The organism is Pseudomonas brassicacearum (genome assembly GCF_000585995.1).
Classification (GTDB): domain Bacteria; phylum Pseudomonadota; class Gammaproteobacteria; order Pseudomonadales; family Pseudomonadaceae; genus Aquipseudomonas; species Aquipseudomonas brassicacearum_A.
Genome location: NZ_CP007410.1, coordinates 3,371,010 through 3,397,135, shown reverse-complemented (window position 1 = coordinate 3,397,135; position 26,126 = coordinate 3,371,010). Strand labels below are relative to the sequence as shown.

The 26,126-nt window shown below is 60.9% G+C and carries 18 protein-coding genes; 11 read left to right on the top strand and 7 right to left on the bottom strand.

The annotated features are described in order from the left end of the window. The first annotated feature begins 132 nt into the window (after positions 1-132). Both CD58_RS14710 and CD58_RS14705 read left to right on the top strand, forming a co-directional pair. A complete protein-coding gene (locus tag CD58_RS14710; protein ID WP_025213761.1) occupies positions 133-912 on the top strand; it encodes a thioesterase family protein in 780 nt (259 codons plus the stop codon). Positions 913-963: 51 nt separating this feature from the next. Then, the gene (locus CD58_RS14705; RefSeq protein ID WP_025213760.1) at positions 964-2,235 is read left to right on the top strand and encodes an OmpP1/FadL family transporter; all 1,272 of its coding nucleotides are present in this window, start codon (positions 964-966) and stop codon (positions 2,233-2,235) included. A gap of 67 nt (positions 2,236-2,302) precedes the next feature. Here CD58_RS14705 and CD58_RS14700 read toward each other — a convergent pair whose 3' ends face one another. After that, a complete protein-coding gene (locus CD58_RS14700; protein ID WP_025213759.1) occupies positions 2,303-3,088 on the bottom strand; it encodes an SDR family NAD(P)-dependent oxidoreductase in 786 nt (261 codons plus the stop codon). A 64-nt stretch (positions 3,089-3,152) separates the two neighbouring features. After that, entirely contained in the window at positions 3,153-4,613 is a 1,461-nt protein-coding gene (locus CD58_RS14695; protein ID WP_025213758.1) for an efflux transporter outer membrane subunit, read from the bottom strand. Between the two features lie 210 nt (positions 4,614-4,823). Here CD58_RS14695 and CD58_RS14690 point away from each other — a divergent pair, with 210 nt between their 5' ends. From CD58_RS14690 to CD58_RS14650, 9 genes are all read left to right on the top strand, one after another. Beyond that, entirely contained in the window at positions 4,824-5,933 is a 1,110-nt protein-coding gene (locus tag CD58_RS14690; protein ID WP_025213757.1) for an efflux RND transporter periplasmic adaptor subunit, read from the top strand. Continuing rightward, on the top strand, positions 5,930-9,010 hold the full coding sequence (locus CD58_RS14685; RefSeq protein ID WP_025213756.1) for an efflux RND transporter permease subunit: 3,081 nt from the start codon (positions 5,930-5,932) through the stop codon (positions 9,008-9,010). Before CD58_RS14690 ends, CD58_RS14685 begins: the two co-directional genes overlap by 4 nt. Positions 9,011-9,066: 56 nt before the next feature. Further along, entirely contained in the window at positions 9,067-10,353 is a 1,287-nt protein-coding gene (gene fabF, locus CD58_RS14680) for a beta-ketoacyl-ACP synthase II (protein WP_025213755.1), read from the top strand. A gap of 238 nt (positions 10,354-10,591) precedes the next feature. Further along, the gene (locus CD58_RS14675) at positions 10,592-12,307 is read left to right on the top strand and encodes a type I secretion system permease/ATPase (RefSeq protein WP_025213754.1); all 1,716 of its coding nucleotides are present in this window, start codon (positions 10,592-10,594) and stop codon (positions 12,305-12,307) included. A 17-nt stretch (positions 12,308-12,324) separates the two neighbouring features. Next, positions 12,325-13,644: an HlyD family type I secretion periplasmic adaptor subunit gene (locus CD58_RS14670; RefSeq protein ID WP_025213753.1), complete on the top strand. Its 1,320-nt coding sequence runs from the start codon at positions 12,325-12,327 to the stop codon at positions 13,642-13,644. A 1-nt stretch (position 13,645) separates the two neighbouring features. Beyond that, on the top strand, positions 13,646-14,977 hold the full coding sequence (locus CD58_RS14665) for a TolC family protein (RefSeq protein WP_025213752.1): 1,332 nt from the start codon (positions 13,646-13,648) through the stop codon (positions 14,975-14,977). 112 nt (positions 14,978-15,089) lie between these two features. Then, a complete protein-coding gene (locus tag CD58_RS31430) occupies positions 15,090-19,508 on the top strand; it encodes a M10 family metallopeptidase C-terminal domain-containing protein (protein ID WP_025213751.1) in 4,419 nt (1,472 codons plus the stop codon). 210 nt (positions 19,509-19,718) lie between these two features. Next, complete coding sequence (locus tag CD58_RS14655) at positions 19,719-20,144, top strand: YciI family protein (RefSeq protein WP_025213750.1); 426 nt, start codon at positions 19,719-19,721, stop codon at positions 20,142-20,144. Positions 20,145-20,167: 23 nt separating this feature from the next. Further along, on the top strand, positions 20,168-20,575 hold the full coding sequence (locus CD58_RS14650; protein WP_025213749.1) for a VOC family protein: 408 nt from the start codon (positions 20,168-20,170) through the stop codon (positions 20,573-20,575). Between the two features lie 15 nt (positions 20,576-20,590). On the opposite strand, the gene CD58_RS14645 is transcribed toward CD58_RS14650, so the two are convergent. The 5 genes from CD58_RS14645 to CD58_RS14625 form a co-directional block, all read right to left on the bottom strand. Further along, on the bottom strand, positions 20,591-21,583 hold the full coding sequence (locus tag CD58_RS14645; RefSeq protein WP_025213748.1) for a LacI family DNA-binding transcriptional regulator: 993 nt from the start codon (positions 21,581-21,583) through the stop codon (positions 20,591-20,593). Between the two features lie 75 nt (positions 21,584-21,658). Continuing rightward, the gene (locus CD58_RS14640) at positions 21,659-23,161 is read right to left on the bottom strand and encodes a glycoside hydrolase family 32 protein (protein ID WP_025213747.1); all 1,503 of its coding nucleotides are present in this window, start codon (positions 23,159-23,161) and stop codon (positions 21,659-21,661) included. Then, positions 23,158-24,294: an ABC transporter ATP-binding protein gene (locus CD58_RS14635; protein ID WP_025213746.1), complete on the bottom strand. Its 1,137-nt coding sequence runs from the start codon at positions 24,292-24,294 to the stop codon at positions 23,158-23,160. The genes CD58_RS14640 and CD58_RS14635 overlap by 4 nt, the downstream gene beginning before the upstream one ends. Positions 24,295-24,321: 27 nt before the next feature. Then, positions 24,322-25,164: a carbohydrate ABC transporter permease gene (locus CD58_RS14630; protein WP_025213745.1), complete on the bottom strand. Its 843-nt coding sequence runs from the start codon at positions 25,162-25,164 to the stop codon at positions 24,322-24,324. Next, a complete protein-coding gene (locus CD58_RS14625) occupies positions 25,161-26,123 on the bottom strand; it encodes a carbohydrate ABC transporter permease (protein WP_025213744.1) in 963 nt (320 codons plus the stop codon). Before CD58_RS14625 ends, CD58_RS14630 begins: the two co-directional genes overlap by 4 nt. Positions 26,124-26,126 lie beyond the last annotated feature (3 nt).

Below are 26,126 nucleotides of genomic sequence, written 5' to 3'. Positions count from 1 at the left end.
CATCCACACGCTCTCACAGTGCAGTCCTTGTTGGCTGAGGAAGGGCATTTATTTATCTGGAATGTGACTATTGACACAAATGGTCACATGAATAAACATGGCGCATCTGCTCTTAGCCGAAGGAACGTCGACATGGCGAGCTTTGCCCAGGTGCTGCAGCTCTTCGATCCGGAGGTGCCGTTTGTTCCTCCGCCCAACTGGCAGCAGGGTCGTACGATTTTTGGCGGTCTCAGCGCAGCGCTGTCGCTGCAAGCGGTTTTGCGCGAGCGTCCGGCAGGTTTCCCCCCATTCAAGTCCGCCCAGGTGTCGTTCATAGGACCGGTCACGCAGGGCCAGACATTCGACGTCAGCGTTTTGCGTCAAGGGCGATCCGTGACGTCCGTATCGGTCGATTGCCTGTCGGGTGATGACCTTGCGTTGCGCTCGACCCTGCTGTTCGCTCAGCCGCGGGTCAGCAGCATTACCCATGATGCATGGGGGCCCCCGCTGGTAGACGGTCCATCCCGGTACGCAACATTGGTGCTGGACAGCAGGGTCGCGCCGGCTTGCGCCTATAACTTCGAGATGCGTCCTGCGGGCGGTTCGCTGCCGGTGTCTGGCGCCGAAAATCCCGAACTGTTGATGTGGGTACGTCACCTGGATGCACGGGGCGTGGACCCGGCCGTCGCCTTGATTGCATTGGCTGACAGCATGCCGCCAGCGGCCATGACCTGCTTCACCGAACCCGCGGTCATCAGCTCTGCGTCCTGGATGATTGACCTGCCACAGCCGGCCGCCGGTGGCGAGTGGTTCCTGATCAACTCTTTTAGCCAGCAGGCCCAGGAAGGCTACTCGCTCCAGGATATGGAGATCTGGGACGAAAGCGGTCGGCGTGTGCTTTGGGCGCGCCAGACCGTGGCGATTTTTACCTGATACAAAACCCACTGCGTCATTTCATCAGCTACTGCGCTCAGAGTCCTAATAATGAAAAAAATGTTGCTCAAGACCCCGTTGGGTCTCGCTGTTGTGCTCGCGACGTGCGATACGTTTGCAAGTGGTTTCGCCCTCAATGAACAAAGCATCAGTGGGATGGGCGTGGGGTTTGCCGGTCGTTCTTCCTCCGCTGAAGATGCGAGCACGGTGTTCGGTAATCCGGCGGGCATGTCTCGCTTGAAGAGGGAGCAAGCCAGCCTGGGGGTGGCGACGCTGGTCGCCAAGACTGACATAAGCCAGACCCGCAGTACCTTCGGTGGTGAGGAAGACGGCGACATGGTGCCAACGACTAGCGTGCCGATGGGTTACTACGTCAAGCCCATTGATGAGCACTGGGCGTTTGGTGTTGGCTTTTATGTGCCGTTTGGCTTGATTACCGATTACGGCAGCGACTTCGCCGGGCGTTATTACGCCAATAAAAGCGAGGTCAAGACGCTTACGTTCCAGCCCACCATCAGTTATGCCTTCAACGACACCGTGTCGATCGGATTCGGTCCCACGATCAACCGTATCAGCGGTGAGATAAGCGGGATGGTGCCCAACGCCTTCAGTCCGGGGAGTAATGATGGAAAGCTCAAAAGCACCGGCGACGATACAGCCCTCGGTTTCAACGCCGGCATCCTGGTGCAGGCTACAGACCGAACCCGCATGGGGTTGACCTATCATTCCAAGGTCAGCTACCACCTGGATGCCAAGACCAAGGTCAGTGGCGGAACCTTCAGCCTGCTAGGGGTTAGCGGGCGCAGCTATGACGCTTCCTTGGATGTGGATACCCCGGAATCGGTGGACTTGTCGGTGACTCACCAGCTCAACGATGACTGGACCTTGTACGTGGGCAGTACCTGGACACGCTGGAGTCGCTTCAAGGAGTTGACTATCGAGAATAAAGGCCTGCCGCCTGCCTTGAGCGGCGCGTTGGGCACCATTACCGAGGAGCAGAACTGGCGTGATACCTGGGCTCACGCCATTGGTGCGTCGTATCAATTGAACGATCAGTGGGTGCTTCGTGCGGGCTTTTCGGTTGACCAATCACCCGCCAACAACACCAACCGTGGCCCTCGTATTCCTACCGGTGACCGGACGGTTATCAGTTTCGGTGCAGGCTGGACACCGGTGGACAATGTCACCGTCGATGTCGCTTATTCCTATCTGTGGGAAGAGAGCGTGCGGGTCAACGATGCTTCGGCTACCCGGGGAGCCTACAGCTCCAAGTACAAAAACAGTGCGAGTGGTTTCGGTACTTCAGTCAGTTATCGCTTCTGATCGAACGCTGCCTTACCGGCCGGGAGTGCAGGCTGACTCCCGGCCTTCAGCGCACTTCGCGGTACCCTCAGGCACCCATGATGCGTGCCATGAGACCTTGGTGAAACCAGCGCGGCGTGGCCCAGGTCAGGACGGTCATTGCCTTGTTGCCAATGCCCGGCACGACACTTATTCGTCCGGCTTGCAGCGCTTGAATGCCTGCACGGACCACGGGTTGTGGCTGCATCATGACCATTTTCAAGGCGGGTGTGATCGTTTGGCTCGCGCTTTGCGCGAACCCGGTATCCGACATTCCCGGACAAAGTGCCGTCACGATGACGCCGTCGCGTTTGAGTTCACGATGCAACGCTTCAGAGAAACGCAGTACGTACGCTTTGGCGGCAGAGTAAACGGCAAAATTTTTCACGCCTTGAAAAGACAGCAGGCTGGCGACCATCAGGATTTGCCCACGCTTACGCGCTCGCATGTCTGTCGCGAAGAGCTGAGTCAGAGCCGTCAGACTGGCGATATCCAGATCGATCATGGCCAGGGAGCGGTCCAGGGGCTGATCCAGAAAAGGCCCCTGCAATCCATGTCCCGCATTGTTGATGAGCACATCGATCACGATTTGGCGCTCGCTCAGCCGCTTATGCAGTTCGATGACCGCGGGGATAGACGACAGGTCTACTTGCTCGACGATGACCTCAATGGCAAAACGTTGGCGCAACTGTGCGGATAACGCTTCGAGCTTATCCAGCCTGCGTGCCACCAGGACAAGTGATTTCCCCTGCGCGGCGTATTGTCGGGCAAATTCCTCGCCAAATCCGCTTGAGGCGCCGGTGATGAGCACCCAGGCATGTTCGTTCGGTTTCATATCGCTGATCTCAGGTTGTTCAATAGAGGAGGGGGTGGGCGAAGAGCTGCGGGGGCTGATCAACTCAGCGGTTAGCCACCGGCTGGGTTTCTGGCGCTTGCCAGCCACCCCCGAGGGCCCTGAATGCCGCAACCGCCGCCCGCGCAGACTCCGTTCGGGCTTGCGCCCGGGCATCGGAGGCCTGCAGCAGCGTCTGGTCGGCATTCAGGACATCGATCAGGCTGGCTGTACCTTTCTGATAGGCAATGAACGACGAATGCCGAGCCTGGGTCAGCGATGCTTCGCCCTGGGTGAGGGTGGCGGCCTGGATTTCTCGATTCACCAGCGCGGAGAATGCGTTCTCGACGTCCTCGGTAGCGCGCAACACGGACTGGCGATAAGCGGCCAGGGCTTCGGCTTCCTGGCCCTTGGCTTGATCGATCTGGGCGTTGATGCGGCCAAAGTCGAAGAGCCTCCAGCGCAGGCCCAATGCGCCCGACGCCTGGCTGGCGTCACCGGTGAACAAATTGCCGGCGGATATGGCCGTCGCGCTGCCGAGCAACGCGCTGAGGGAAAACTTCGGGTAGTACTCAGCGACAGCCTCACCGATGCGCGCGTTGGCGGCAGCGAGGCGGCGCTCGGCCACAATCAGATCCGGCCGGCGGCGCAACAAGTCGGCCGGCGTGCCCATGGCGGTTATCTGGGGCGCCAGGGGCACATCCCCGGCTTGTTCCAGTTGCGCGCGATGCGTGCCGGGTGGCGTGCCGAGCATGACATCCAGCGCATTCATTGCAGCGTCCAGGCCGGTTTGCAGCACCGGCACGGTCGCCTGGACCTGGGACAACGCGCCCTCGGTCTGGTGAACCTGATAATTGGCGGCGAGGCCCTTGCTGTAGAGCAACTGGACTTTTTCCAGCAGATCCCGCTGTGTTTTGGCTTGTCGGTTGGCAATGTCCAGTCGGGCCTGCAAGCCGCGCAGCGTGATATAGATATCAGCGGTCTGCGCCGCAACGGCCAGTCGTGTGGCGACGGCACCCGCTTCAGACGCCTGGTACTGCGCCATTGCCGCCTCGCGCCCACGGCGCAGGCCGCCAAAAAGGTCCGCTTCCCAGCTGCCGGCGAGATTGACCTCATAGGAGCTTCCCGACCGATCAAAGCCAGGCGTCGAGTTCAGCACTTGGCCGATCGGGGTTTCCACCGACTGATAGGCGCGTGCAGCCTGGCCGCTGAGGTTTCCCGAGGGCAGCAGGGCGGCATTTGCCGCACCCAACCCCGCACGTGCTTGTGCGACCCGCGCCGAAGCCTGGGCCAGGTCCAGGTTCTGTTCGAGTGCCTTGGCGACGAAGTCGGTCAACACCGGATCACCAAAGCCGTCCCACCAGGTGATAAGGCTGGTTTGCGTCGCACCGGACCTCTGTTCGATAGACGACTGGCCCAGGAAACGCTTCGACATCGCAGCGTCCGGGCGCTGGTAGGCCGGACCGACCGCGCAGCCTGCCATCAAGCTGGCGCTCACCAACAGAGCGAGGGGGCGCAGATGCGTCATTGGGATTCCTGGTGGGCAGTTGATTTGTGACTATATTATATTATGGTCACTTGCTGTCAATTGACATTCTCGCGGGCGGACGCCGGGCCTAATCCGAAGCTTGGGGGATATGAGGGAAGACTGAATTTGAAGTGATATGTGACCATTGACAGTATTGGTCACGAGAATGAGAATATGGTTCCTGTCCTATTTGCTCAAGTAAGGGAACCTATGCGCTGGCTTCGACCCACATCCATTGCCGCTTGCTTGTTGCCCCTCGTCCTCACGGGGTGTGGTGACTCATCCACCGCTGAAGATCCGCGCATGCTTGCCCCGCTGGTAAGGGTCTCTGAAGTGCGGGGCTCGTTCGACAGCTCACGTTCATTCAGCGGTGTCGTGGCTGCTCGCGTACAGAGCGACTTGGGCTTTCGTGTGTCGGGCAAGGTGTTGGAGCGTCTTGTGGATGCGGGCCAAAGCGTTAAAAAAGGGCAGGCGCTCATGCGCTTGGACCCGGTCGACCTGGGGTTGCAGGCGCGAGCGCAGCAAGAGGCGGTCACGGCCGCCCGGGCTCGGGCCAAGCAGACCGCGGATGACGAGGCGCGGTACCGCGAGCTGGTAGCCGCCGGGGCTATTTCCGCGTCGGGCTACGACCAGATCAAAGCCGCGGCCGATACCGCCAAGGCACAACTCAGCGCCGCCGAAGCGCAGGCTGACGTGGCCCGTAATGCGTCCGGCTATGCCGTGTTGCTCGCGGATGCCGATGGTGTTGTGATGGAGACGCTCGCCGAGCCCGGGCAAGTCGTCAGCCCTGGACAACCCGTGGTCCGACTGGCACGAGCCGGGCAGCGCGAAGCCGTTGTGCAACTGCCCGAGACCCTGCGACCAGCCCCTGGATCCAGCGCGCAGGCGACGCTTTATGGCAACACCACTGGCGCTGTCACGGCGAAGCTCAGGCTGCTTTCGGATTCCGCCGACCGCGTGACACGCACCTTTGAGGCGCGCTATGTACTGGAAGGGGCGCTGGCCAATGCGCCGCTGGGCTCCACCGTCACGCTGCGCATTGCCCAAGGTGCCGCCCAAGGGCCGGTGTTGCAAGTACCGATTGCGGCCTTGTTCGACCCGGGCAACGGCACCGGCGTGTGGGTCATCGACGGCGAACCGGCAAAAGTCACTTGGCGACCTGTCCAGGTCCTGGGTTTGAGCGACGACGCCGCGCGCGTCTCAGGCGATCTCAAGGTGGGCGAGCGTATCGTCGGACTGGGCGCGCATCTGCTGCGCGATGGCGAGGCGGTGAGGCTGATCCAACACGATGATGTGAAGGTTGCCGGGGGCCGCCAATGAGCTTCAATCTATCGGCCATTGCCGTGCGCGAGCGCTCCATCACGGTGTTTCTGATCTTCCTGATCGCCGTTGCGGGGACCCTGGCATTCTTCAAGCTGGGGCGCGCAGAGGATCCCCCGTTTACAGTCAAGCAGTTGACCGTCATCACCGCTTGGCCGGGCGCGACAGCCCAGGAGATGCAGGACCAGGTCGCCGAGCCATTGGAAAAACGCCTGCAAGAATTGAAATGGTATGACCGCTCGGAAACCTATACGCGACCCGGTCTTGCTTTCACCGTGGTGTCGTTGTTGGACCGCACGCCGCCCTCGCAGGTGCAGGAAGAGTTTTATCAGGCGCGCAAAAAGATTGACGACGAAGGCACCAAGCTACCGGCGGGGGTGATCGGGCCGTTGGTCAACGATGAATATTCGGACGTGACGTTTGCGCTGTTCGCCCTGAAAGCCAAGGGCGAGCCGCAGCGCTTGCTGGTGCGCGATGCCGAGTCCTTGCGCCAGCGCCTGTTGCACGTGGCGGGTGTGAAGAAGGTCAACATCATCGGTGAGCAGGCCGAGCGCATTTTTGTGTCCTTCTCCCATGACCGACTGGCCACCTTGGGCGTTTCTCCCCAAGACATCTTCGCGGCGCTGAACAGCCAGAACGTGCTCACACCCGCCGGCTCTATCGAAACCAACGGGCCGCAGGTTTTCCTGCGGGTGGATGGCGCTTTCGATAAATTGGAAAAAATTCGTGACACGCCGCTGGCGATCCAGGGGCGTACGTTGAAGCTCTCGGACGTGGCGACGGTTGAGCGAGGCTACGAAGACCCGGCGACCTTTCTGGTGCGCAATAACGGCGAAGAGGTCTTGTTGCTGGGGGTTATCATGCGCGAAGGCTGGAACGGCCTGGACTTGGGCAAGGCACTGGACGCCGAGACGACCAAGATCAATGAAGGCATGCCGCTGGGCATGACGCTGAGCAAGGTCACCGATCAAGCGGTGAACATTGATTCGGCCGTCGGCGAGTTCATGGTCAAGTTTTTTGTCGCGCTGCTGGTTGTAATGCTGGTGTGCTTCCTCAGCATGGGCTGGCGTGTAGGCGTTGTGGTCGCAGCGGCTGTACCGTTGACACTGGCCATCGTGTTTGTAGTGATGGCGGCTACCGGAAAGAACTTCGACCGGATCACCCTGGGTTCGCTGATCCTGGCGCTCGGGTTGCTGGTGGACGATGCGATCATCGCGATCGAAATGATGGTGGTGAAAATGGAGGAGGGCTACGACCGGATCAAAGCCTCCGCCTATGCCTGGAGCCACACGGCCGCACCGATGCTGTCCGGCACGTTGGTGACGGCGATTGGCTTCATGCCCAACGGCTTTGCGCAATCGAGCGCCGGCGAATACACCAGCAACATGTTCTGGATCGTGGGCATCGCGCTGATCGCCTCCTGGGTGGTCGCGGTGGCCTTTACCCCTTACCTGGGGGTGAAAATGTTGCCGGACATAAAACCGGTCGAGGGCGGACATGCCGCCATTTACAACACCCGCCACTACAATCGCTTCCGCCAGGTTCTGACGCGGGTGATCGGCCACAAATGGCTGGTGGCCGGCACGGTGATCACGCTGTTTGTCGTGGCAGTCCTGGGCATGGGCCTGGTCAAGAAGCAGTTCTTTCCGACTTCGGATCGCCCCGAGGTGATGATCGAGGTGCAAATGCCCTATGGAACCTCCATCGAGCAGACCAGCGCCGCCACGGCCAAGGTCGAAGCCTGGCTGCAAAAACAGGCGGAAGCGAAAATCGTCACGGCCTATATCGGACAGGGCGCGCCGCGTTTCTTCCTGGCGATTGCGCCAGAACTCCCTGATCCGTCGTTCGCCAAGATCGTCGTGTTGACGGACAGCCAGGAAGCTCGGGAAACCCTCAAGTTCCGTCTTCGCGAAGCGGTTGCCGCAGGGCTCGCCCCAGAGGCCCGTGTCAGGGCGACCCAGATTGTGTTCGGTCCGTATTCACCGTTCCCGGTGGCCTACCGGGTGATGGGGCCTGATTCGATGAAACTGCGGGAGGTTGCCGCACGCGTACAGGACGTCATGCAAGCCAGCCCGATGATGAGGACTGTCAACACCGATTGGGGCCCGCTGGTGCCGACGCTGCATTTCAACCTGGATCAGGATCGCCTGCAGGCAGTTGGACTGACATCCAGCGCCATTGCCCAGCAACTGCAGTTCCTGCTGGCCGGGGTGCCGATCACGGCGGTTCGTGAGGACATCCGTTCGGTGCAGGTGGTCGGTCGCGCCTCCGGTGACATCCGCCTCGACCCCGCCCGGATCGAAGGCTTTACGCTGGTGGGGGCCGCCGGGCAGCGTATCCCGCTGTCCCAGGTCGGCGAGGTGGATGTACGCATGGAGGATCCGATCCTTCGGCGGCGTGATCGTACGCCGACCATTACCGTGCGTGGCGACATTGCCGAAGGCTTGCAGCCACCGGACGTCTCGGGCGCGATGATCAAACAATTGCAGCCGATCATCGACACGCTCCCTGACGGCTACCGGATCGAGCAGGCAGGGGCCATCGAGGAATCGGGCAAGGCCGGTCAGGCGATCTTGCCCCTATTGCCGATCATGGTGGCGCTGACGCTGCTGATCATCATTGTCCAGGTGCGCTCGATCTCGGCGATGATCATGGTGTTCTTCACCGCGCCCCTGGGACTGATTGGCGTGGTACCAATGCTGCTCATCTTCCACCAGCCGTTTGGCATCAACGCCCTGGTCGGGCTGATCGCGCTGTCGGGTATTTTGATGCGCAATACGCTGATTCTGATCGGACAGATCCATCACAACGCGCAAGAAGGGCTGGATCCGTTCAATGCGGTCATCGAAGCCACGGTGCAGCGGGCTCGTCCCGTGCTGTTGACGGCGCTGGCGGCGATCCTGGCGTTCATTCCCCTGACGCATTCGGTGTTCTGGGGAACGCTGGCCTACACGCTGATCGGCGGTACGTTCGTCGGCACCCTCATGACGCTGGTGTTCCTGCCGGCGATGTATTCCATCTGGTTCAAGATTCGTCCCGGCCAGCCTACTCAAATTGAAACAGTACAGCTGGCTTAAGCGAGTGATCGCTTGTGGCTTGCAGTGAGCGTCGACTGAAAAATGAAGAGGTTCTTATGAGTACTCCCGAAGGTCAAAAGCGAATCGTCGTCACGGGCGTCGGCATTGTCGGGCCCCTGGGCTGCGGCGTAGAAGAGGTATGGCAACGGTTGTTGGCCGGACGCTCGGGCATTCGTATCCTGCCCGCCGATGTCACCGAGGGTACCGGGGTGGCCGTGGGCGGCCAGGTACCGTCGTTGGAGGAAGACGCCAGCGCCGGTTACGACCCCGAGCGCGTCATCCCGGTGAAGGATCGCAAGAAAATGGATCGTTTCATCGAGTTCGCCTTGGTCGCTGCCGACGAAGCCCTGGCACAGGCCGACTGGCATCCGACTGAAGCGGCCGACCAGGAGCGGACCGCCACGATCATTGCGTCGGGCGTGGGTGGCTTTGGCGCGATAGCCGATGCGGTACGCACCACCGACACCCGTGGCCCACGCCGCTTGTCGCCGTTCACTGCGCCGGCCTTTCTCGCCAACATGGCGGCGGGGCACGTCTCCATTCGTCACGGTTTCAAGGGACCGCTCGGTGCGCCGGTAACGGCCTGCGCGGCTGGGGTCCAGGCGATCGGCGATGCGGCCAGGCTGATCAGGAGCGGTGAGGCGGATATCGCCTTGTGCGGTGGCACCGAAGCGGCGATCGATCGCGTGACCCTGGGGTGTTTTGCGGCGGCTCGCGCGCTGTCCACGGGATTTGCCGAGCGCCCGCAGGAGGCCTCGCGCCCCTTCGACCGTGATCGCGACGGCTTCGTCATGGCCGAGGGCGCCGGGGTGCTGGTGATCGAATCGCTGGAACACGCACTGGCGCGTGGGGCCAAGCCCCTGGCGGAACTGGTCGGCTATGGCACCAGTGCCGATGCCTACCACCTGACGGCGGGTCCGGAAGACGGCAACGGCGCACGGCGCGCTATGGAGCAAGCGCTGCGCCAGGCCGCTGTCAGCCCTGCCGATGTGCAGCACATCAATGCCCACGCGACCTCCACCCAAGTCGGCGACAGCGGGGAGCTGGCCGCCATTCGCGCGGTGTTCGGCACGGGCTCCGGCGTGGCGATCACCTCGACCAAATCCGCTACCGGCCACCTGCTGGGCGCGGCCGGAGGCATTGAAGCCGTCTTTACGGTATTGGCGCTGCGTGACCAGGTCGTGCCGCCGACCCTGAACCTGGTTCATCCCGATGAAGCGGCCGATGGGCTCGACCTGGTCGCTTTGAACGCCCGGAAGATGCCGATCACCCACGCGCTCTCCAATGGGTTTGGATTCGGAGGGGTCAACGCCAGTGTGCTGTTTCGGCGCTGGGCGCCTTGAGCCCACGTTGATGCCGGTCAGTTAGAGGTGTGGCGGGGGGATGAATCCCCTCGCCACAGGACCGCAAGTCCTCATCGCCTGATCCCCTCAAGATTCCCGCGAGCACGCCGATACAACGCGGTAGCCCCATTGCGCAGACGCTCCAATGGCGCTCCGCTAAAGCACTCAAAGCCTTCGTGTACCTGTATCCACTACGTTTTTTGGCAGGTTTTACATAAGCGGACTCAGGTAATGAACCATGTCATCCCATCCCCGGACTGAACTGCAAAGCGCCCTTGCCGCCTGCAAAGGCAGTTTTCTTTGCGTTGGCTTTTTCAGTTTTTTCGTCAACTTGCTGATGCTGGTCCCGTCGTTCTACATGTTGCAGGTGTATGACCGCGCTGTTGCAAGCGCCAGCCTGTCGACGTTGTTGATGTTGACGCTGATCATGTTGCTGTTGATGCTCACGATGGGTGGCCTGGAGTGGGTCCGTTCGAGGATGATGGTGCGCATCAGTACGCGCCTGGACACGCTGTTGGGCCAACGCCTGTTCGACGCCAGTTTCAAGCAAGCGCTCAATTCCTGTGGCATGAACGCCACGGCGCAGCCATTGAGCGACCTGAATGGGTTGCGCCAATTCCTGACCGGCAACGGCCTGTTTGCGTTTTTTGATACGCCCTGGATTCCGATCTACCTGGCCGTCATGTTCGTTTTTCACCCTTGGTTCGGCTGGATGGGGGTATTGAGTGCGGTGTTGCTGGGGACGCTGGCCTTCGTCAACGAAAAGCTCACGCAGGCACCGTTGCAGGCTGCCAACCGTGAGCAGATGGCTGCTACCGCCTTCACCAATAAGAGCCTGCGTAACGCCGAAGTGGTTGAATCCATGGGCATGCTGGCGAGTCTGCGCCAGCGCTGGAGCGGGCAAACCCACAAGGTCCTGACCCTGCAAAGCCTGGCCAGCGACCGCGCCACGAGCATTTCGGCGGTGTCCCGGACGTTCCGCCAGATCGTCCAGTCGCTGGTGTTGGGCCTGGGTGCCTACTTGACGATCAATCATGAAATTTCCCCCGGACTGATGATTGCCGGCTCTATTTTGTTGGGCCGTGCGCTAGCGCCCATCGATCAGTTGATCGGCGTGTGGAAAGGCTTTCTTGGCGCCCGCTCGCAATATGCCCGGCTGCACGAATTGTTAGTCAAGATTGCCGCCGAGCCTGAGCGCATGTCGTTGCCGGCACCTGAGGGGGCGATCCGTGTCGAGGGCCTTTCGGTGGGGGCTCCGGATAGCCGCAAGCCGATTATTCGTGGAGTGAGCTTTCAACTGCTGGCCGGTGAGACGGTGGGCATCATTGGTTCCAGCGGCGCCGGAAAGTCGACCCTGGCTAGGGCATTGCTGGGGATCTGGCCAAGCCTGGCCGGTACCGTACGCCTGGACGGTGCGGACATCAGTCAATGGCGTCGGGACGAGCTGGGCCAGTACATCGGTTATTTGCCGCAGGACATCGAGCTGTTCGAGGGCACCATCAGCCAGAACATCTCGCGCTTCGGCCCCGTGAACGCCCCGGCGGTGGTTGCCGCCGCGCGCATGGCCGGCGTACACGAGCTGGTGCTGCAACTGCCCGATGGCTACGACACCGTGATCGGCGCCAATGGCGGTGGCTTGTCCGGCGGCCAGCGGCAACGCATCGGCCTGGCCCGCGCCTTGTACGGCGAGCCGCGGCTGGTGGTGCTCGATGAACCGAACTCCAACCTGGATGACGCCGGAGAAAAAATGCTCGCCGAGGCGCTGCAAAAACTCAGACAGAGCCGCGCTACGGTGTTTGTCATTACCCATCGCTCCGGGGTATTGGCGCAGGTGGATAAACTGCTGGTTCTCAATCATGGCGAGCTGAGCCTGTTCGGGCCGCGCGACAAGGTCCTGGCACGACTGCAGGGCGCCGCGCCCGCAGTCCAGCCGGCTACCGCGATTCAACGGTAAGACGGGTGAGTAATTTTATGCAAAACACTCAGTCCTCATCCGCCGATACGTCCGCGCTACCCATCGATGACGCACCGATACGTCGCATCGGTTATCTCATGCTGTTGGTCACCTTTGGCCTGTTCGGTGGCTGGGCTACCCTGGCGCCGCTCGACAGTGCGGCCCTCGCGCCGGGCGTGGTCACGGTCAAAAGCTACCGCAAGACTGTTCAACACCTTGAAGGCGGCATCGTGCGTGAACTGCGCGTGCATGACGGTGACCAGGTGAAGGCCGGCGATGTGTTGCTGGTGCTCGATAACACCCAGGCGCGCTCGGAAATGGAAGCCATGCGCAGCCAGTTGATCGCCGCCCTCGAACTGCAGGCCCGGTTGGTGGCTGAACGTGACTCGCTGCCCGAGCCAGTACCTGAGTCGACTCTTGACTCGGCTGACCCTCGAGTACGGGAGGCCCGTGACAGTGAAGCGCGAATCTTCCAGACCCGACGGACCTCGTTGCTGGGTGAAATCGGCTTGCAAGAGAAGTCCATCGGACAGATCGAGGAGCAGATTCGCGGACTCAAGGCCGTCATCGCCAGCAAGCAAACACTGGCGGCGTCCTATGAAGAAGAGATTGTCGATTTGCGCGCACTGTTGGCCGATGGCTACGTGGACAAGCAGCGCCTGCGCGAGCAGGAGCGCAGTCTTTCTCGCCTGCAGGCCGAAATAGCCGAAAGTCAATCCGAGATCGCCCGAGCGCGAGTCCATATCGACGAGGCGCAGTTGAAAATACTGCAGCTGAAAAAGACCTTTGCCACCGAGGTCGCCGGTCTGCTGGGCGATGCGCGGAGCAAGGTTTATGAGTTGCGCGAGCGACTGGCGACCCTGCAGGACCGCGACCAACGCACCGATATCCTGGCGCCCGAGTCGGGCATGGTCATGGGCATGACCCTGCACACACCGGGCGGAGTGGTCAGCCCAGGCACCGCACTGTTGGACATCGTCCCCGCCAACGAGGAGCTGATCGTCGAAGCACAGGTTTCGCCGATGGACATCGATCGCATTGCCCTGGGCAAGCTGGCGCACATTCGCTTCAGTGCGTTCAAGAGCAGCACCACACCAGTCATCGAAGGGCAGTTGGTGCAGATATCCGCTGATCGCCTGACCAACAAGGACACCGGCACCGCTTATTACCTGGCACGCGTAGCCCTGACGGACAAAGGACGTCAGGCGCTGGGTAATCTCACCCTGGTGCCGGGGATGCCGGTCGAAGTACTGATCAATACGGGGGAGCGGACGCTGTTGCAATACTTGATGCAGCCTGCCAGCAATGCTTTCGCCCGCTCGATGATCGAGGACTGACATGAAGTCCCTGATCGCGATATGCCTGGCCGTCTTGCCCCTTGGCGTCCTCGCTGGCAACGGGGCCGCGGTTTCTTACATAGACCTGTGGCAATTGCATCAGGAAGCGCAGGGTGCTGATCCGCGCATCTTGCGCGCTCAAGCCCTGATCCGTAGCGGTGAGGGCAACGAGCGTGCAGCCTTGGGGCAACTGTTGCCGCAGCTCAACGCCAGCGGCAGTGTCAACCGCAGTCGGCGTGACGACGACCTTAACCGCATCCAGTACAACGGCAAACGCATGGCGGTGATGCTCAATCAGGTGATCTACGACCCGCAGGTCTGGCGCAGTTACCAGAAGTACGTAGAGTTGGCCCGGCAGGGCGAATACGAATCCGATGACACCCAGGTGCAGGCCAGTATTGACCTGTCCGAGCGCTACTTTGCCGTGCTGGCGGCGGAGGATGAACTGTCCCTGGTGCGCAGCGAGCTGGACGCGACCGAGCGTAACCTCAAGCGCGTCAATGCCCTGTATGCGCGCCAGATGGCGATGGTGACCGACACACTGGATCTCGAGGCGCGAGTGGATACGCTCAAGGCTGACGAGATCGAGGCCAGTAACAAGGTCCAGGTCAGTCGGGAAGCCATTTCCGAATTGGTGGGGCGCGACGTCCAGGAACCACTCAAGCGCATCGGCGACAATCCGGCCTTCAGTCTGCCCGCCCAGGCGCAGGACTATTGGGTGCAGACAGCACTGGACAGCAACCCGGCACTGCACGCCCGCGAACACAGTATCCGTGCCGCCGACGCGGCGATTGGTGAAGCCAAGGCCGGTCATCTGCCCCGGCTCGGGCTGAACTTGACGGCGCAACGCAGTGATATCGGCTATGAGGGCGCGTTGACGCCGCGTTCGGACAACCTCGTCGCATCCCTCGATCTGCAGGTGCCGCTTTACAGTGGCGGTTCCACCCGTGCTCGGGTATCGACGTCCGAAAGCGATAAGGAAGTCGCCGAGCAGGAGCTGGAAGCCCTGCGGCGCCAGGTCGTCAAGGAAACCCGCACGGCGTACCTCGGCATGACCGCTGAGCTGAGCCGAATCAAGGCGACACGACGCGCGCTGGAGTCAGCTGAAAAGTCGCGCATAGCCACGGAGAAAGCCTTCGCCTATGGCGTCAAGAATGCCGTCGATGTCCTGGACAGCATCAAGGAAGAGTTTCGCGCACGGCGTGATTTCTATCAGTCCCAATACAAGTTCGTAACCAGCTTGCTTGTGTTGCACCGCTGGAGCGGAAGATTGGGGGAAGGGGATATTCGTCGGGCCAATGAATGGCTGGTGGCGCCGTCCTCTTCGGATTAGTGGTCAAAAATGCAGTGGCTAAGTGATATCAAAATCACTATTTCTCATGCAAAATAACCCCTTGTAGCGGTCGCATCCAGGAAGGGCCGCAGATCGATTTCAGGAAGTTCGTATGCCTAGTCCACTTGGTTATTCATCCATCTCGTACGCAAAGCTGACCGCTAACGCGCAGGTCAACAGTTTGCTTTTCGGCACTTATTGGACCGGCACATCGGGCGGTACGTCCCTGACGTACAGCTTCATGACGATGAATTCCTATTTTGCGAACTACTACAGCGGTAACAATGAGTATGAGGCTGGCTACACCCTGACATCAGCGCAGAAAAACGCCGTTGTCGGTGCGCTCGGCACGTGGAGTTCGGTCGCCAATATCAAATTCAACCAGGTCGGCGAGTCCTATAGCAGCGTGGGCGACTTGCGCTTCGGTGGCTATGGGGACATGGACTCCAGCTTCGCAGCCTGGGCTTACTACCCCGATCGCACCCCCAGCGCCGGTGATGTCTGGATCGGGCCCATCACGGACAACCCGACGCCAGGTGAAGGCACCTACGACTACCTGACCTTTATGCATGAGATTGGCCACGCCCTGGGCCTCAAGCATTCGTTCTCCTCAAGCCAGTTTAATGCCACGGTGCTTGCTGCTCAGTACGATGATGTTCGTTACACGATCATGAGTTACGACAACGCGTACTCCTTCGAACCGACGTCACCCATGTTGCTGGACATTGCCGCCATCCAGAGTCTTTATGGCGCAAACACTCACTGGCAGACTGGCAATAACACCTATAGCTGGGCTGTCGATCAGTCGGTATTCGAGACTATCTGGGATGCTGGCGGCAATGACACGATTGATGCAAGCAATCAGGCGGGAGCGGTTCGCATCAATCTGAATGAAGGCCAGTTCAGCAAAATCGGTCAGGCCTTCACCAATCTCACCACCCAGACGGCCTTCAACGAGGGGCTGGCGATTGCTTACGGCGCCAAAATCGAAAACGCCATTGGCTCGGTCAATGACGACACCCTGATCGGCAATGCACTGGGCAACCTTCTGGATGGTGGTGCCGGCAAGGATAGTTTGATCGGCGGGGCGGGCAACGATACCTATGTTGTCGACAACCTCGCGGACACCATCAGTGAAACCAGTACCCTGGCCAGTGAAATCGATACCGTACGCGCCTCGGTGAGCTGGAGCCTGGGTGCCAACCTGGAAAACCTCTCGCTGACTGGCGGTGCCAACGTCAATGGCACCGGCAACGCGCTGAATAACCGCATCACCGGCAATGCCGGCGCCAACACGCTGGATGGCGGCGGCGGTATCGACACGCTGGTCGGTGGTGCGGGCAACGACACCTACGTGGTCGACAACCTCAAGGACGTCATCAGCGAAACCAGCACCCTGGCCAGCGAAATCGACACTGTACGCGCCTCGTTGAGCTGGACCCTGGGCGCAAACCTGGAAAACCTCACATTGCTCGGCAGCGCCAACCTTACAGGCACGGGCAACGCCCTGAACAACGTACTCAGCGGCAACACCGGCAACAACGTGCTCGACGGCGGTGTGGGGCGGGACACGCTGATTGGCGGTGCCGGCAATGACATCTACCTGTTGGATAACCCTGGCGACAACGTCATTGAGCGCGCCGACGAAGGTCGCGACCTGGTACGCACCTCGGTCAGCCATACCTTGTCGGTCAATGTCGAGGATGGGCAACTGCTCGGCGTTGCCGCCCTCAATCTTGTCGGCAACGCCTCGGACAACAACCTGATCGGCAACGGCGCCGCCAACATCCTCAATGGCCAGGACGGTGCCGACACCCTGGACGGTGGTGCCGGTATAGACACCCTCATCGGTGGCACCGGCAACGATACCTACGTGGTCGAGAATCTCAAGGACATCGTCAACGAAACCAGCACCCTGGCCGGCGAAATCGACACCGTGCGCGCCTCAGTGAACTGGAACCTGGGTGCCAATCTGGAAAACCTCACGCTGACCGGCATTGCCCATCTCAATGGCACCGGCAACGCTCTGGACAACGTGTTGACCGGCAACACCGGAAACAACGTATTGAACGGTGGTGCGGGCAGTGACCAACTCGACGGCGGTGCCGGCAACGACACCTACGTCATCGACAACCTTGGCGACACGGTCATCGAACGTGGCGCTTCGCTCACGGAAATCGACAGCGTTATTTCTTCCGTCAGCTATACCTTGGGCGCGAACGTCGAGGTCCTGACGCTCAGCGGCAGCGGCAACCTCAATGGTACCGGCAACACGCTGAACAACCGCATCACCGGCAATGCCGGCGCCAACGTTCTCGACGGCGGTAGCGGGATCGACACCCTGGCCGGCGGCACGGGCAATGACACGTATGTGGTCGACAACCTCAAGGACGTCATCAGCGAAACCAGCACCCTGGCCAGCGAAATCGACACCGTGCGCGCCTCGGTGAGCTGGGCCCTGGGCGCCAACCTGGAAAACCTCACACTGACTGGCAGCGCCAACCTCAACGGCACCGGCAACGCCCTGGCTAACGTGCTGACCGGCAACGCTGGCGATAACGTACTCAACGGCGGTGTCGGGCGGGATACATTGATCGGCGGTGCGGGCAATGACACCTACGTGCTCGATCAAGCTGCTGAATTGGGGCTACTGCAAGAAGGTGCCGATCAGGGCCGCGACAGCCTGACCTTGACTTACGCGTCCAGCTCGCTGAGCAACGTCGTTGACCTCAATCTCAGTCATTTGCGCAACATCGAGAACGTGACCCTGAACGGTGCCGGGCTGTTTACCGTGATGGGCAATGACTTGGACAATCGCCTGATCGGCAACGCTTCCGTGAACACCCTCCAAGGCGGCGCCGGCAGCGACTACCTTGACGGTGGCGCGGGTGCCGATACCCTGGTCGGCGGCATCGGCGACGATACTTACGTGCTCGATAATCTCGGTGACAAGGTCATCGAAGCGGCGGACGGAGGCCAAGACCTGGTTCGCACCTCGGTCAGCCACACCTTGGCGGCCAACGTCGAGGACGGCCAACTGCTCGGCGTTGCCGCCATCAACCTTGTCGGCAACGCCCTGGACAACAGCCTGATCGGCAACAGCGCCGCCAACGTGCTTAATGGCCAGGGCGGCGCGGACACCCTGGACGGCGGCGCCGGCAACGACACCTATGTCATCGACAACCTTGGTGACACAGTCATCGAGCGTGGCGCTTCGCTCACGGAAATCGACAGCGTCATCTCATCCATCAGCTACACCCTTGGCACCAATCTTGAGGCCGTGACGCTGAGCGGCAGCGCCAACCTCAATGGTACCGGCAACGCCCTGAACAACCGCATCACCGGCAACACCGGCGCTAACGTTCTGGACGGCGGCAGCGGTATCGATACCTTGATTGGTGGGACTGGCAATGACACTTACGTGGTCGACAACCTCAGGGACGTCATCAGCGAAACCAGCACCCTGGCCAGCGAAATCGATACCGTGCGCGCCTCCTTGAGCTGGAGCCTGGGCGCCAACCTGGAAAATCTCACGCTGATTGGCACTGCCCACCTCAATGGCACCGGCAACGCCCTGAACAACGTGCTGACCGGTAACGTCGGCAACAACGTGCTCAACGGTGGGGGCGGGCGGGACTCGCTGATTGGCGGCGAGGGCAATGACACCTATTTCCTCGACAACCTCGGCGACCAGGTCATCGAGCTCGCCGACGAAGGCCAGGACGTGGTACGTACATCCGTCAGCCATACCTTGTCCGCCAACGTCGAGGACGGCCAGTTGCTCGGTGCTGCCGCGCTCAACCTTGTCGGCAACACCCTGGGCAACACACTGGTCGGGAACAGCGCGGCCAACGTGCTCAATGGCCTGGACGGTGCGGATACCCTGGACGGCGGCGCGGGTATCGACACCCTCATCGGTGGCACCGGCAACGACACCTACGTGGTCGATAACCTCAAGGACGTCGTCAGTGAAACCAGCACCCTGGCCAGTGAAATCGACACGGTGCGGTCCTCGGTGAACTGGACCCTGGGCGCCAACCTGGAGAACCTCACGCTCACCGGTATTGCCCACCTGACCGGTTCTGGCAATGCCCTGGATAACGTATTGCTCGGCAATACCGGCAACAACACGCTGAGTGGTGGGGCGGGTAACGATCAACTCAACGGCGGTGCAGGCAATGACCTGCTGATCGGTGGCATCGGCGCTGACAGTCTCACCGGCGGTGCCGGGGCCGATCGATTCGTTTTCAGCACATTGAATGAACTGGGCCTGGACAGCGCTCGCGACGTCATTTTCGATTTCAGCCGCCTGCAAGGCGATAAGATTGACCTGACGAAGCTGGACGCCAGTCTCCTGGCTACGGGGATCAACAAGTTCAGTTTCATTGATTCGAATGACTTCACGGGCGCAGGGCAACTGCGCTTTGTCGATCACATTCTTTCCGGTAACGTCAACGGCGATCTGGGCGCCGATTTCGAGATTCAGTTGCTGGGTGTCAACACCTTCAACGCCAACGATCTGGTTGCCTGATAAAGCCGTTCAGAACCCCACAGGGAAAAACCAACAGCGCCGCTCATTGAGCGGCGTTTTTGTATGCGTTTTTCGCGCTGGACTGTCCCTCCTATCGCTCGTCGACTTGCCGAAAATAAATTGGGCTAGTCTGTCGATTCCGTCCCTTGCCGTTCGATTATCCCTAGAGCCGCCACAGGGACGGCTTATCCACCCTCAGGAGATAAGACCATGCGATTTTTGGTGATCGTCAAAGCCAGCCCGGAGTCGGAAGCCGGAGAAATGCCCAGTGAAGAACTGCTGACCGCCATGGGCGCCTACAACGAAGAGTTAGTCAAGGCCGGGGTGATGCTAGCCGGTGAAGGCCTGCATCCCAGCGCCGAGGGCGTGCGTGTACGGTTTTCCGGCAAGGACCGGACGGTTGTCAATGGACCCTTTGCCCAAACCCAGGAGTTGATCGCCGGCTTCTGGATCTTCAAGGTCCAGTCGTTGCAGGAAGCGATCGATTGGGTCAAGCGCTGCCCGAACCCGATGGTCAGCGACAGCGAAATCGAAATCCGCCAGATCTTCGAGCTCGAGGCGTTTGGCGAGGCCTTTACCCCCGAGTTGCGCGAGCAGGAAGAACGCCTGCGGGCGCAGATGGCCGGTCAATCGTGACACCTGACGACAGGAGAACCACCATGAGAATCAACCCCTACCTGACCTTCAACGGTCACTGCAAAGAAGCCTTTGCGTTGTACAAGGATGTGCTGGGCGGCGAGCTGTTTTCCATGTCCTTTGCCGAGGTGCCTGAGGAAACCGGCATGCCCAAGGACCCGGACCTGATCATGCATACCTGCCTCACAGTCGGCGCATTCAGCCTGATGGCCTCCGATTGTCCGCCGGGCCAGCCGTACAGCAAGCCGCAAGGCGTGTCGGTTTGCCTCAATGTCGACAGCGTGGCCGAGGCTGAGCGACTGTTCAACGGCTTGAGTACGGGCGGCAGTGTGCACATGCCATTGGCAAAGACCTTCTGGGCAGAGCGTTTCGCCATGTTCGAAGACCGCTTCGGGATTGCCTGGATGGTCAATTGCGAGGGCGAGAAGTGAGGTAGGCCGATCGGACTACAGCGACGACCTAACCACCAACGGACAATCCACCCGCTGGGCCCCCGACACCTCAAGCCCCTCGATCAGGTGCCGGGCTGCCTGGCGACCGATTTCGTAGTAGGGCAGTTGCACCGTGGTCAGTGGCGGGATGAACAATTCGGCGATGCCGATCATGTTGTCATAACCCAGCACGGCAACGTCGTCGGGGATTTTCAGGCCACGGCCCAACAACAGCTGATAGGCACAAAAGGCAATGCGGTCGTTGCCACAGATCAGAATGTCGAATTGCGGACGACCGTCGATGATGTGCCGGTCGAGGATGGCGGCGGTTTCCCCGTAGGCATCGTGATCGGACAGGTCGTATTGCAGGAGGGCGTCAGGGGCCACTCCGAATGCCTGGCAGGCGCGCTGCAAGCCTTCTTGCCGCAGGCCCCAGGCCAGGCTCTTTTTCGGCAGGTTGATGCACAGCGGGCGCCGATAGCCTTGGCTCAAGGCGTGATGCACGGCGCGATGCTGCCCGGACTCATCATCGGGCACATAACTGACCAGGCGATGGTCATCGGCCAGGCAATTGGCGAGTACCAGCGGCTTGCTCTTCAATCGCTCGGGAATGCTCACCTGGCGCAAGCCCATGGCGCTGAAGATCAACCCGTCGGGACGGTGCGACAGCATCAGGTCGATGTTCTGGTCGGTGGGCGGGTTGCTCAACAGGTTGAGGATGAAGACATTCCAACCCGCTTGCTGTGCGGTCTGTTCGATGGACAGCAGCAGCTCGACCGCGAACGGTGTGGTCGCGGTGTCCAGTGCGAACACGCCGATGGTGCGCGACTGCAAGTTGTCGCCACGCATCTTGCGCGCCGACAGGCTCGGTACGAATTGCAGTTCATCAATGGCGCGACGCACCCGCTGAAGGGTCTCGGGGCTCAGCTTTTCCGGATTGTTGAGCGCTCGGGAAACCGTCATCAGGGACACGCCGGCCAGCTGTGCAACGTCTTTCACTGAAGTCATGCGGGCTGCGGCCAGTCAGGTTGACGCCGAATCATGACACAGGGCCCGGGCTTCTCGCGACTTCAATGGCGACGTTCATAGCCATCCCGAGGCCAGGGGCCATGCCTGGGGAATGGAAACGCTCCCGCCAGTCCCGTTCGCCAGGAGCTTCACCCCCAAACTGTCAGGTCGAGGATAGAGACGGCTGCTGAGGCTGAAGCGCCCGTGCTCGTCAAACACCTCGATGGACGAGCGATCCAGGAACACGCGCAGTTGCAGTGGCCCTTGTGCCGGGTCTATCGACACGCTGCGCTGGCCGGTCACTTGTTCGCCCGAACGACTGCGGTCGAGCACCAGGCGTCGCAGGGAGGCATCGTAATAAAGCAGGGTTTCTTCATGACTATCGACACTGCAGCGCAGGGCGACGCCCAGGTGGCCCTCGGTGCAGCCGAGCAAATCCAAGTGCACATGGATTTCGAGGCGGTCGCCCTGCACGTGCGGCACCCATAGGCTACCCGATTCACTCCAAGGGGATGAGCCTGGCAACGGCGCCTTGCGCAGTGCCGTCAATTCCCGGGCCGGAAACACGCAAAGGCGATCGGCATGCAATTGCAGTTCGCGCGGCAAACCGAGCATCCCGCACCAGTGATGAGCCTGGCTCGGCATCGGACTTTCCCACATGTCGAGCCAGGCCCACACCAGGCGTCGACCGTCGGCAGCCACCAGCGTTTGTGCGGCGTAGAAGTCATGGCCGTTATCCAGCTCGATGAAAGGCCCACCGGTGAAATGCCATTGGCTGTCGAGTTGGCCTACGCGGTAGCCGGTCTGGTACTTGTTGAGCCGGTCGTACCCCTCGGGCTGCATGCCCTGGGGGGAGTAAAGCAACACGTCGCGCCCGTCCAGGCGAAACAGATCCGGGCATTCCCACATATAGCCATCGCCCTCATTGCCGCTGGCCACATAGTCGAGGAATTCCCAGGCGTGCAGATCCGTCGAACGGTACAGCGGGAGCAGCGGCGTATCGCCCAGGCGTGCGCCGGCGATCAGGTACCAATGCTCATCGTCCTGCCAGACCTTGGGATCACGAAAGTGCATGATCGCGTCTTGCGGTGGAGTCTCGATGACAGCGCCATGCTTGACGAAGTGGACGCCGTCGACACTGGTGGCCAGACACTGGACTTGGCGGATCTGGCGTTCGTCACCCACGTCCCCCAGCCAAGTGTGCCCCGTGTAGATCAGCGCCAGGGTATCGCCACACACCACCGCGCTCCCGGAAAAACAGCCATCGCGGTCAACGTCATCGCCCGGCGCCAGCGCAATGGGCAGGTGCTGCCAATGGACCAGGTCGGCACTCTTGGCGTGCCCCCAATACATCGGGCCCCATTTCGCGTCGAAGGGATGATATTGATAGAACACGTGATATTCGCCACGAAAGTACACGACCCCGTTAGGGTCGTTCATCCAGCCCACCGGCGGGGCAAGATGATAGTCAGGTCGATAGTCGTGGATAACGCGAGACAGGCCATCACTCAATGCCTGCTGCGCAAGTTCAAGGGTCGTGGACAGAGGGGCGTTCATGGTATTCAAAGACAAAGTCATAGGGCGTTTGCTCGTACCGAGCGCAGGGTCACGTTATCCGGCGGGGTTTGCGGGTGACGTTTCAAGGCCGTACCGGCGGCGTCGAACAGGTGCAGATTGTCGAACGCCACCTGCAGTTCGACCCGGTCGCCCACCTGCCATCCGGCGTTGACTTCACAGCGACAGATCAGGGGCTCCTCCTGGCCGGTGTCGAGGTGCACATAGGTTTCGCTGCCCAGGTATTCGACAACGGTCACGGCGACGCCAATGCTGCCTTGCGCCGCTTTGAGCATTACATGTTCCGGACGAATCCCCAGCGTCAGCGGGGTGTTCGCCGCCAGCCCCGAGCTGTCGAAGGGCAGAGAGGTCATCCCCAATACGAGGCTTTCAACCAGGCTGGTTGCGCCTGGGGTGTGCAGGAACGCTGGAAGAAAATTCATTCTGGGCGAACCCAGGAAACCGGCGACAAAACGGCTGGCTGGACGCTCGTAGAGTGCTTGCGGTGAGCCGACTTGCTCGATGCGCCCGCCATTGAGCACGACAATCTTGTCGGCCAGGGTCATCGCTTCAACTTGGTCATGGGTGACGTAGATCATGGTCGAGCCCAGTCGCGCGTGCAGCCGGGCGATTTCGTTGCGCATCTGCACCCGCAGCGAGGCGTCCAGGTTCGACAGCGGCTCATCGAACAGCAAAATGTCCGGCTCCCGGGCCATGGCCCTGCCCATGGCTACCCGCTGACGCTGGCCGCCGGACAGCTCCTTGGGTTTGCGTTGCAGCAGCTTGTCCAATTGCAGGATTTGCGCGGTTTTCAGCACGCGCTCGCGCAGCGTGGTTTTTTCGGTCTTGGCCAGTTTGAGACCAAAACTGATGTTGTCGTAGACGCTCATGTGCGGGTACAGCGCATAGGATTGAAACACCATGCCGACACCACGCTCCCGTGGCTCCAGGTCGTTGACCCGGCGCCCGTCGATCAGCAGGTCGCCGCCGCAGATCGAATCCAGTCCGGCAATCAGTCGCAGCAGGGTCGATTTTCCGCAGCCCGAAGGGCCGACGAACACCACGAATTCACCCGCGGCGATTTCCAGGCTGACATCGCGAAGAATGCGCGCGCCGCCCAATTGTTTGTTCACGTTGTCTAGCTTCAACTTGATCACGATGCTGTTCCTTGTCTTTGTTGGGCATCAACCCTTTAACGCGCCGGTAGTGAGGCCGGAAACGATTCGGCGCTGGAAGATCAGCACCAGAATCACCAATGGGACGGTGACCAGCACTGATGCGGCCATCAACAACCCCCAAGGCAACTCATGGGGACTGCCGCCGGAAATCAGGGCGATGGCCACCGGGACCGTGCGCTGCGTGTCGGTGAGGGTGAAGGTCAGGGCAAACAGAAACTCGTTCCATGCGGCGATGAACGCCAGTAGGCCGGTGGTGACCAGCGCGGGCCAGAGCAGCGGCAGCAGCACGCGGATCAATGTGACCCAAGGCGAAGCGCCGTCCATGATGGCCGCCTCTTCCAGTTCGTGGGGCAGTTGGCCCATGAAGGTGGTCAGCACCCAGACGGTGAAGGGCAGGGTGAAAATCGTGTAGCTCAGGATCAATGCCCAGGACGTGTTGTACAGGCCCAGGGCACGAATCACTTCGAACAGCCCCGACAGCACCGCGACCTGGGGGAACATCGACACGCCGAGGACCATCATCAAGACCGTGCCACGCCCCCGGAACTTCACCCGGCCCAGGGCATAGGCGGCGGTCAGGCTGAGGAACAGCGCCAACGTGACCACGCACAGCGCCACCACCAGCGAGTTACCAATCGCCCGCAGGAATGAGGCTTGGTTGAGCACTGCGGCATAGTTGGAAAAGTCCGGGTTGTCGATCCAGTAGCTCACCTGGAACAAGGCGCTGGACGGTTTCAGCGACGTCACGATGGCGTAGTAGAAAGGGAAGACCGCATACAGCAGCAGAACCCCGATCAGGCACCAGAACCCGAGGCGCAGCAGCGTTTTTTTCAGCAGGCGCGGGCTCATGAGCGCACCTCCAGTTGACGGCGGCCGAGGTACAGGTAAACCATGGCGATCACCGCAACCACCAGAAACAGCAGGGTCGAGGCCGCGCTGCCGTAGCCGACGTCCTGGAACTCCACCAGATGCTGGCGGGCGTAGACCGACATACTCATGGTGCTCGACGAATTCGAGGTCAGCACGTAGATGACGTCGAACACCCGCAAGGAATCGAGGATCCTGAAGATCGCCGCCACCAGCAAGGCCGGCATCAGCAGGGGCAGGGTGACGCGCCAGAACACCTTCAGCGGATGAATGCCATCGACCCGGGCGGCTTCGTAGCAATCGCCCGGTAACATTTGCAAGGCCGCCAGCATCAGCAGCGTGACAAAAGGGACGGTCTTCCAGACGTCGACGATGATCACCGCCCACATCGACAGGCCGGCGTCTGCCGTCCAGGCCAGGGGCGCGTCAATCAGGCCGAGGCTCAGCATCAGGTGATTGATGATGCCGAACTGGTCGTTGAGCATCCAAGACCAGATCTTCGCCGAGACAATGGTCGGGATCGCCCAGGGAATCAGGATCAGCGCCCGCACCAGGGCGCGTCCGGTGAACTGAATGTTCAGCAGCAACGCCACCAGCAGCCCCAGTACGATCTCCAACCCCACTGACACCACGGTGAAATGCAACGTGTTGCGCACTGCGTTCCACCATTGTGGATCGACCAAAATGCCTGACCAGCCGGCGCTGCTGTGGAATAGATAGTTGCTCAAGCCGATAAAGGTTGCGTCGCCGGTATCGGCCAGGCTGGCATCGGTCAGGCTAAACCAGAATGTACGCAGCAGCGGCCAGGCCGCTACCAGGGCCAGACACAGCAACATCGGCGTCAGGAACAGCCAGGCGGCGCGAACCCGACGGCGTTGTACCGGCGTTTCCCGGGTGAGCAGCAGCTCGTCAGAGGGGGCAAGGGCAGTGGAGACAGACATGGT

Coding starts and splice junctions, on each gene's coding strand:
- CD58_RS14710 (WP_025213761.1), top strand. CDS start 133: ATGGCGAGCTTTGCCCAGGTGCTGCAGCTCTTCGATCCGGAGGTGCCG.
- CD58_RS14705 (WP_025213760.1), top strand. CDS start 964: ATGAAAAAAATGTTGCTCAAGACCCCGTTGGGTCTCGCTGTTGTGCTC.
- CD58_RS14700 (WP_025213759.1), bottom strand. CDS start 3,088: ATGAAACCGAACGAACATGCCTGGGTGCTCATCACCGGCGCCTCAAGC.
- CD58_RS14695 (WP_025213758.1), bottom strand. CDS start 4,613: ATGACGCATCTGCGCCCCCTCGCTCTGTTGGTGAGCGCCAGCTTGATG.
- CD58_RS14690 (WP_025213757.1), top strand. CDS start 4,824: ATGCGCTGGCTTCGACCCACATCCATTGCCGCTTGCTTGTTGCCCCTC.
- CD58_RS14685 (WP_025213756.1), top strand. CDS start 5,930: ATGAGCTTCAATCTATCGGCCATTGCCGTGCGCGAGCGCTCCATCACG.
- fabF (WP_025213755.1), top strand. CDS start 9,067: ATGAGTACTCCCGAAGGTCAAAAGCGAATCGTCGTCACGGGCGTCGGC.
- CD58_RS14675 (WP_025213754.1), top strand. CDS start 10,592: ATGTCATCCCATCCCCGGACTGAACTGCAAAGCGCCCTTGCCGCCTGC.
- CD58_RS14670 (WP_025213753.1), top strand. CDS start 12,325: ATGCAAAACACTCAGTCCTCATCCGCCGATACGTCCGCGCTACCCATC.
- CD58_RS14665 (WP_025213752.1), top strand. CDS start 13,646: ATGAAGTCCCTGATCGCGATATGCCTGGCCGTCTTGCCCCTTGGCGTC.
- CD58_RS31430 (WP_025213751.1), top strand. CDS start 15,090: ATGCCTAGTCCACTTGGTTATTCATCCATCTCGTACGCAAAGCTGACC.
- CD58_RS14655 (WP_025213750.1), top strand. CDS start 19,719: ATGCGATTTTTGGTGATCGTCAAAGCCAGCCCGGAGTCGGAAGCCGGA.
- CD58_RS14650 (WP_025213749.1), top strand. CDS start 20,168: ATGAGAATCAACCCCTACCTGACCTTCAACGGTCACTGCAAAGAAGCC.
- CD58_RS14645 (WP_025213748.1), bottom strand. CDS start 21,583: ATGACTTCAGTGAAAGACGTTGCACAGCTGGCCGGCGTGTCCCTGATG.
- CD58_RS14640 (WP_025213747.1), bottom strand. CDS start 23,161: ATGACTTTGTCTTTGAATACCATGAACGCCCCTCTGTCCACGACCCTT.
- CD58_RS14630 (WP_025213745.1), bottom strand. CDS start 25,164: ATGAGCCCGCGCCTGCTGAAAAAAACGCTGCTGCGCCTCGGGTTCTGG.
- CD58_RS14625 (WP_025213744.1), bottom strand. CDS start 26,123: ATGTCTGTCTCCACTGCCCTTGCCCCCTCTGACGAGCTGCTGCTCACC.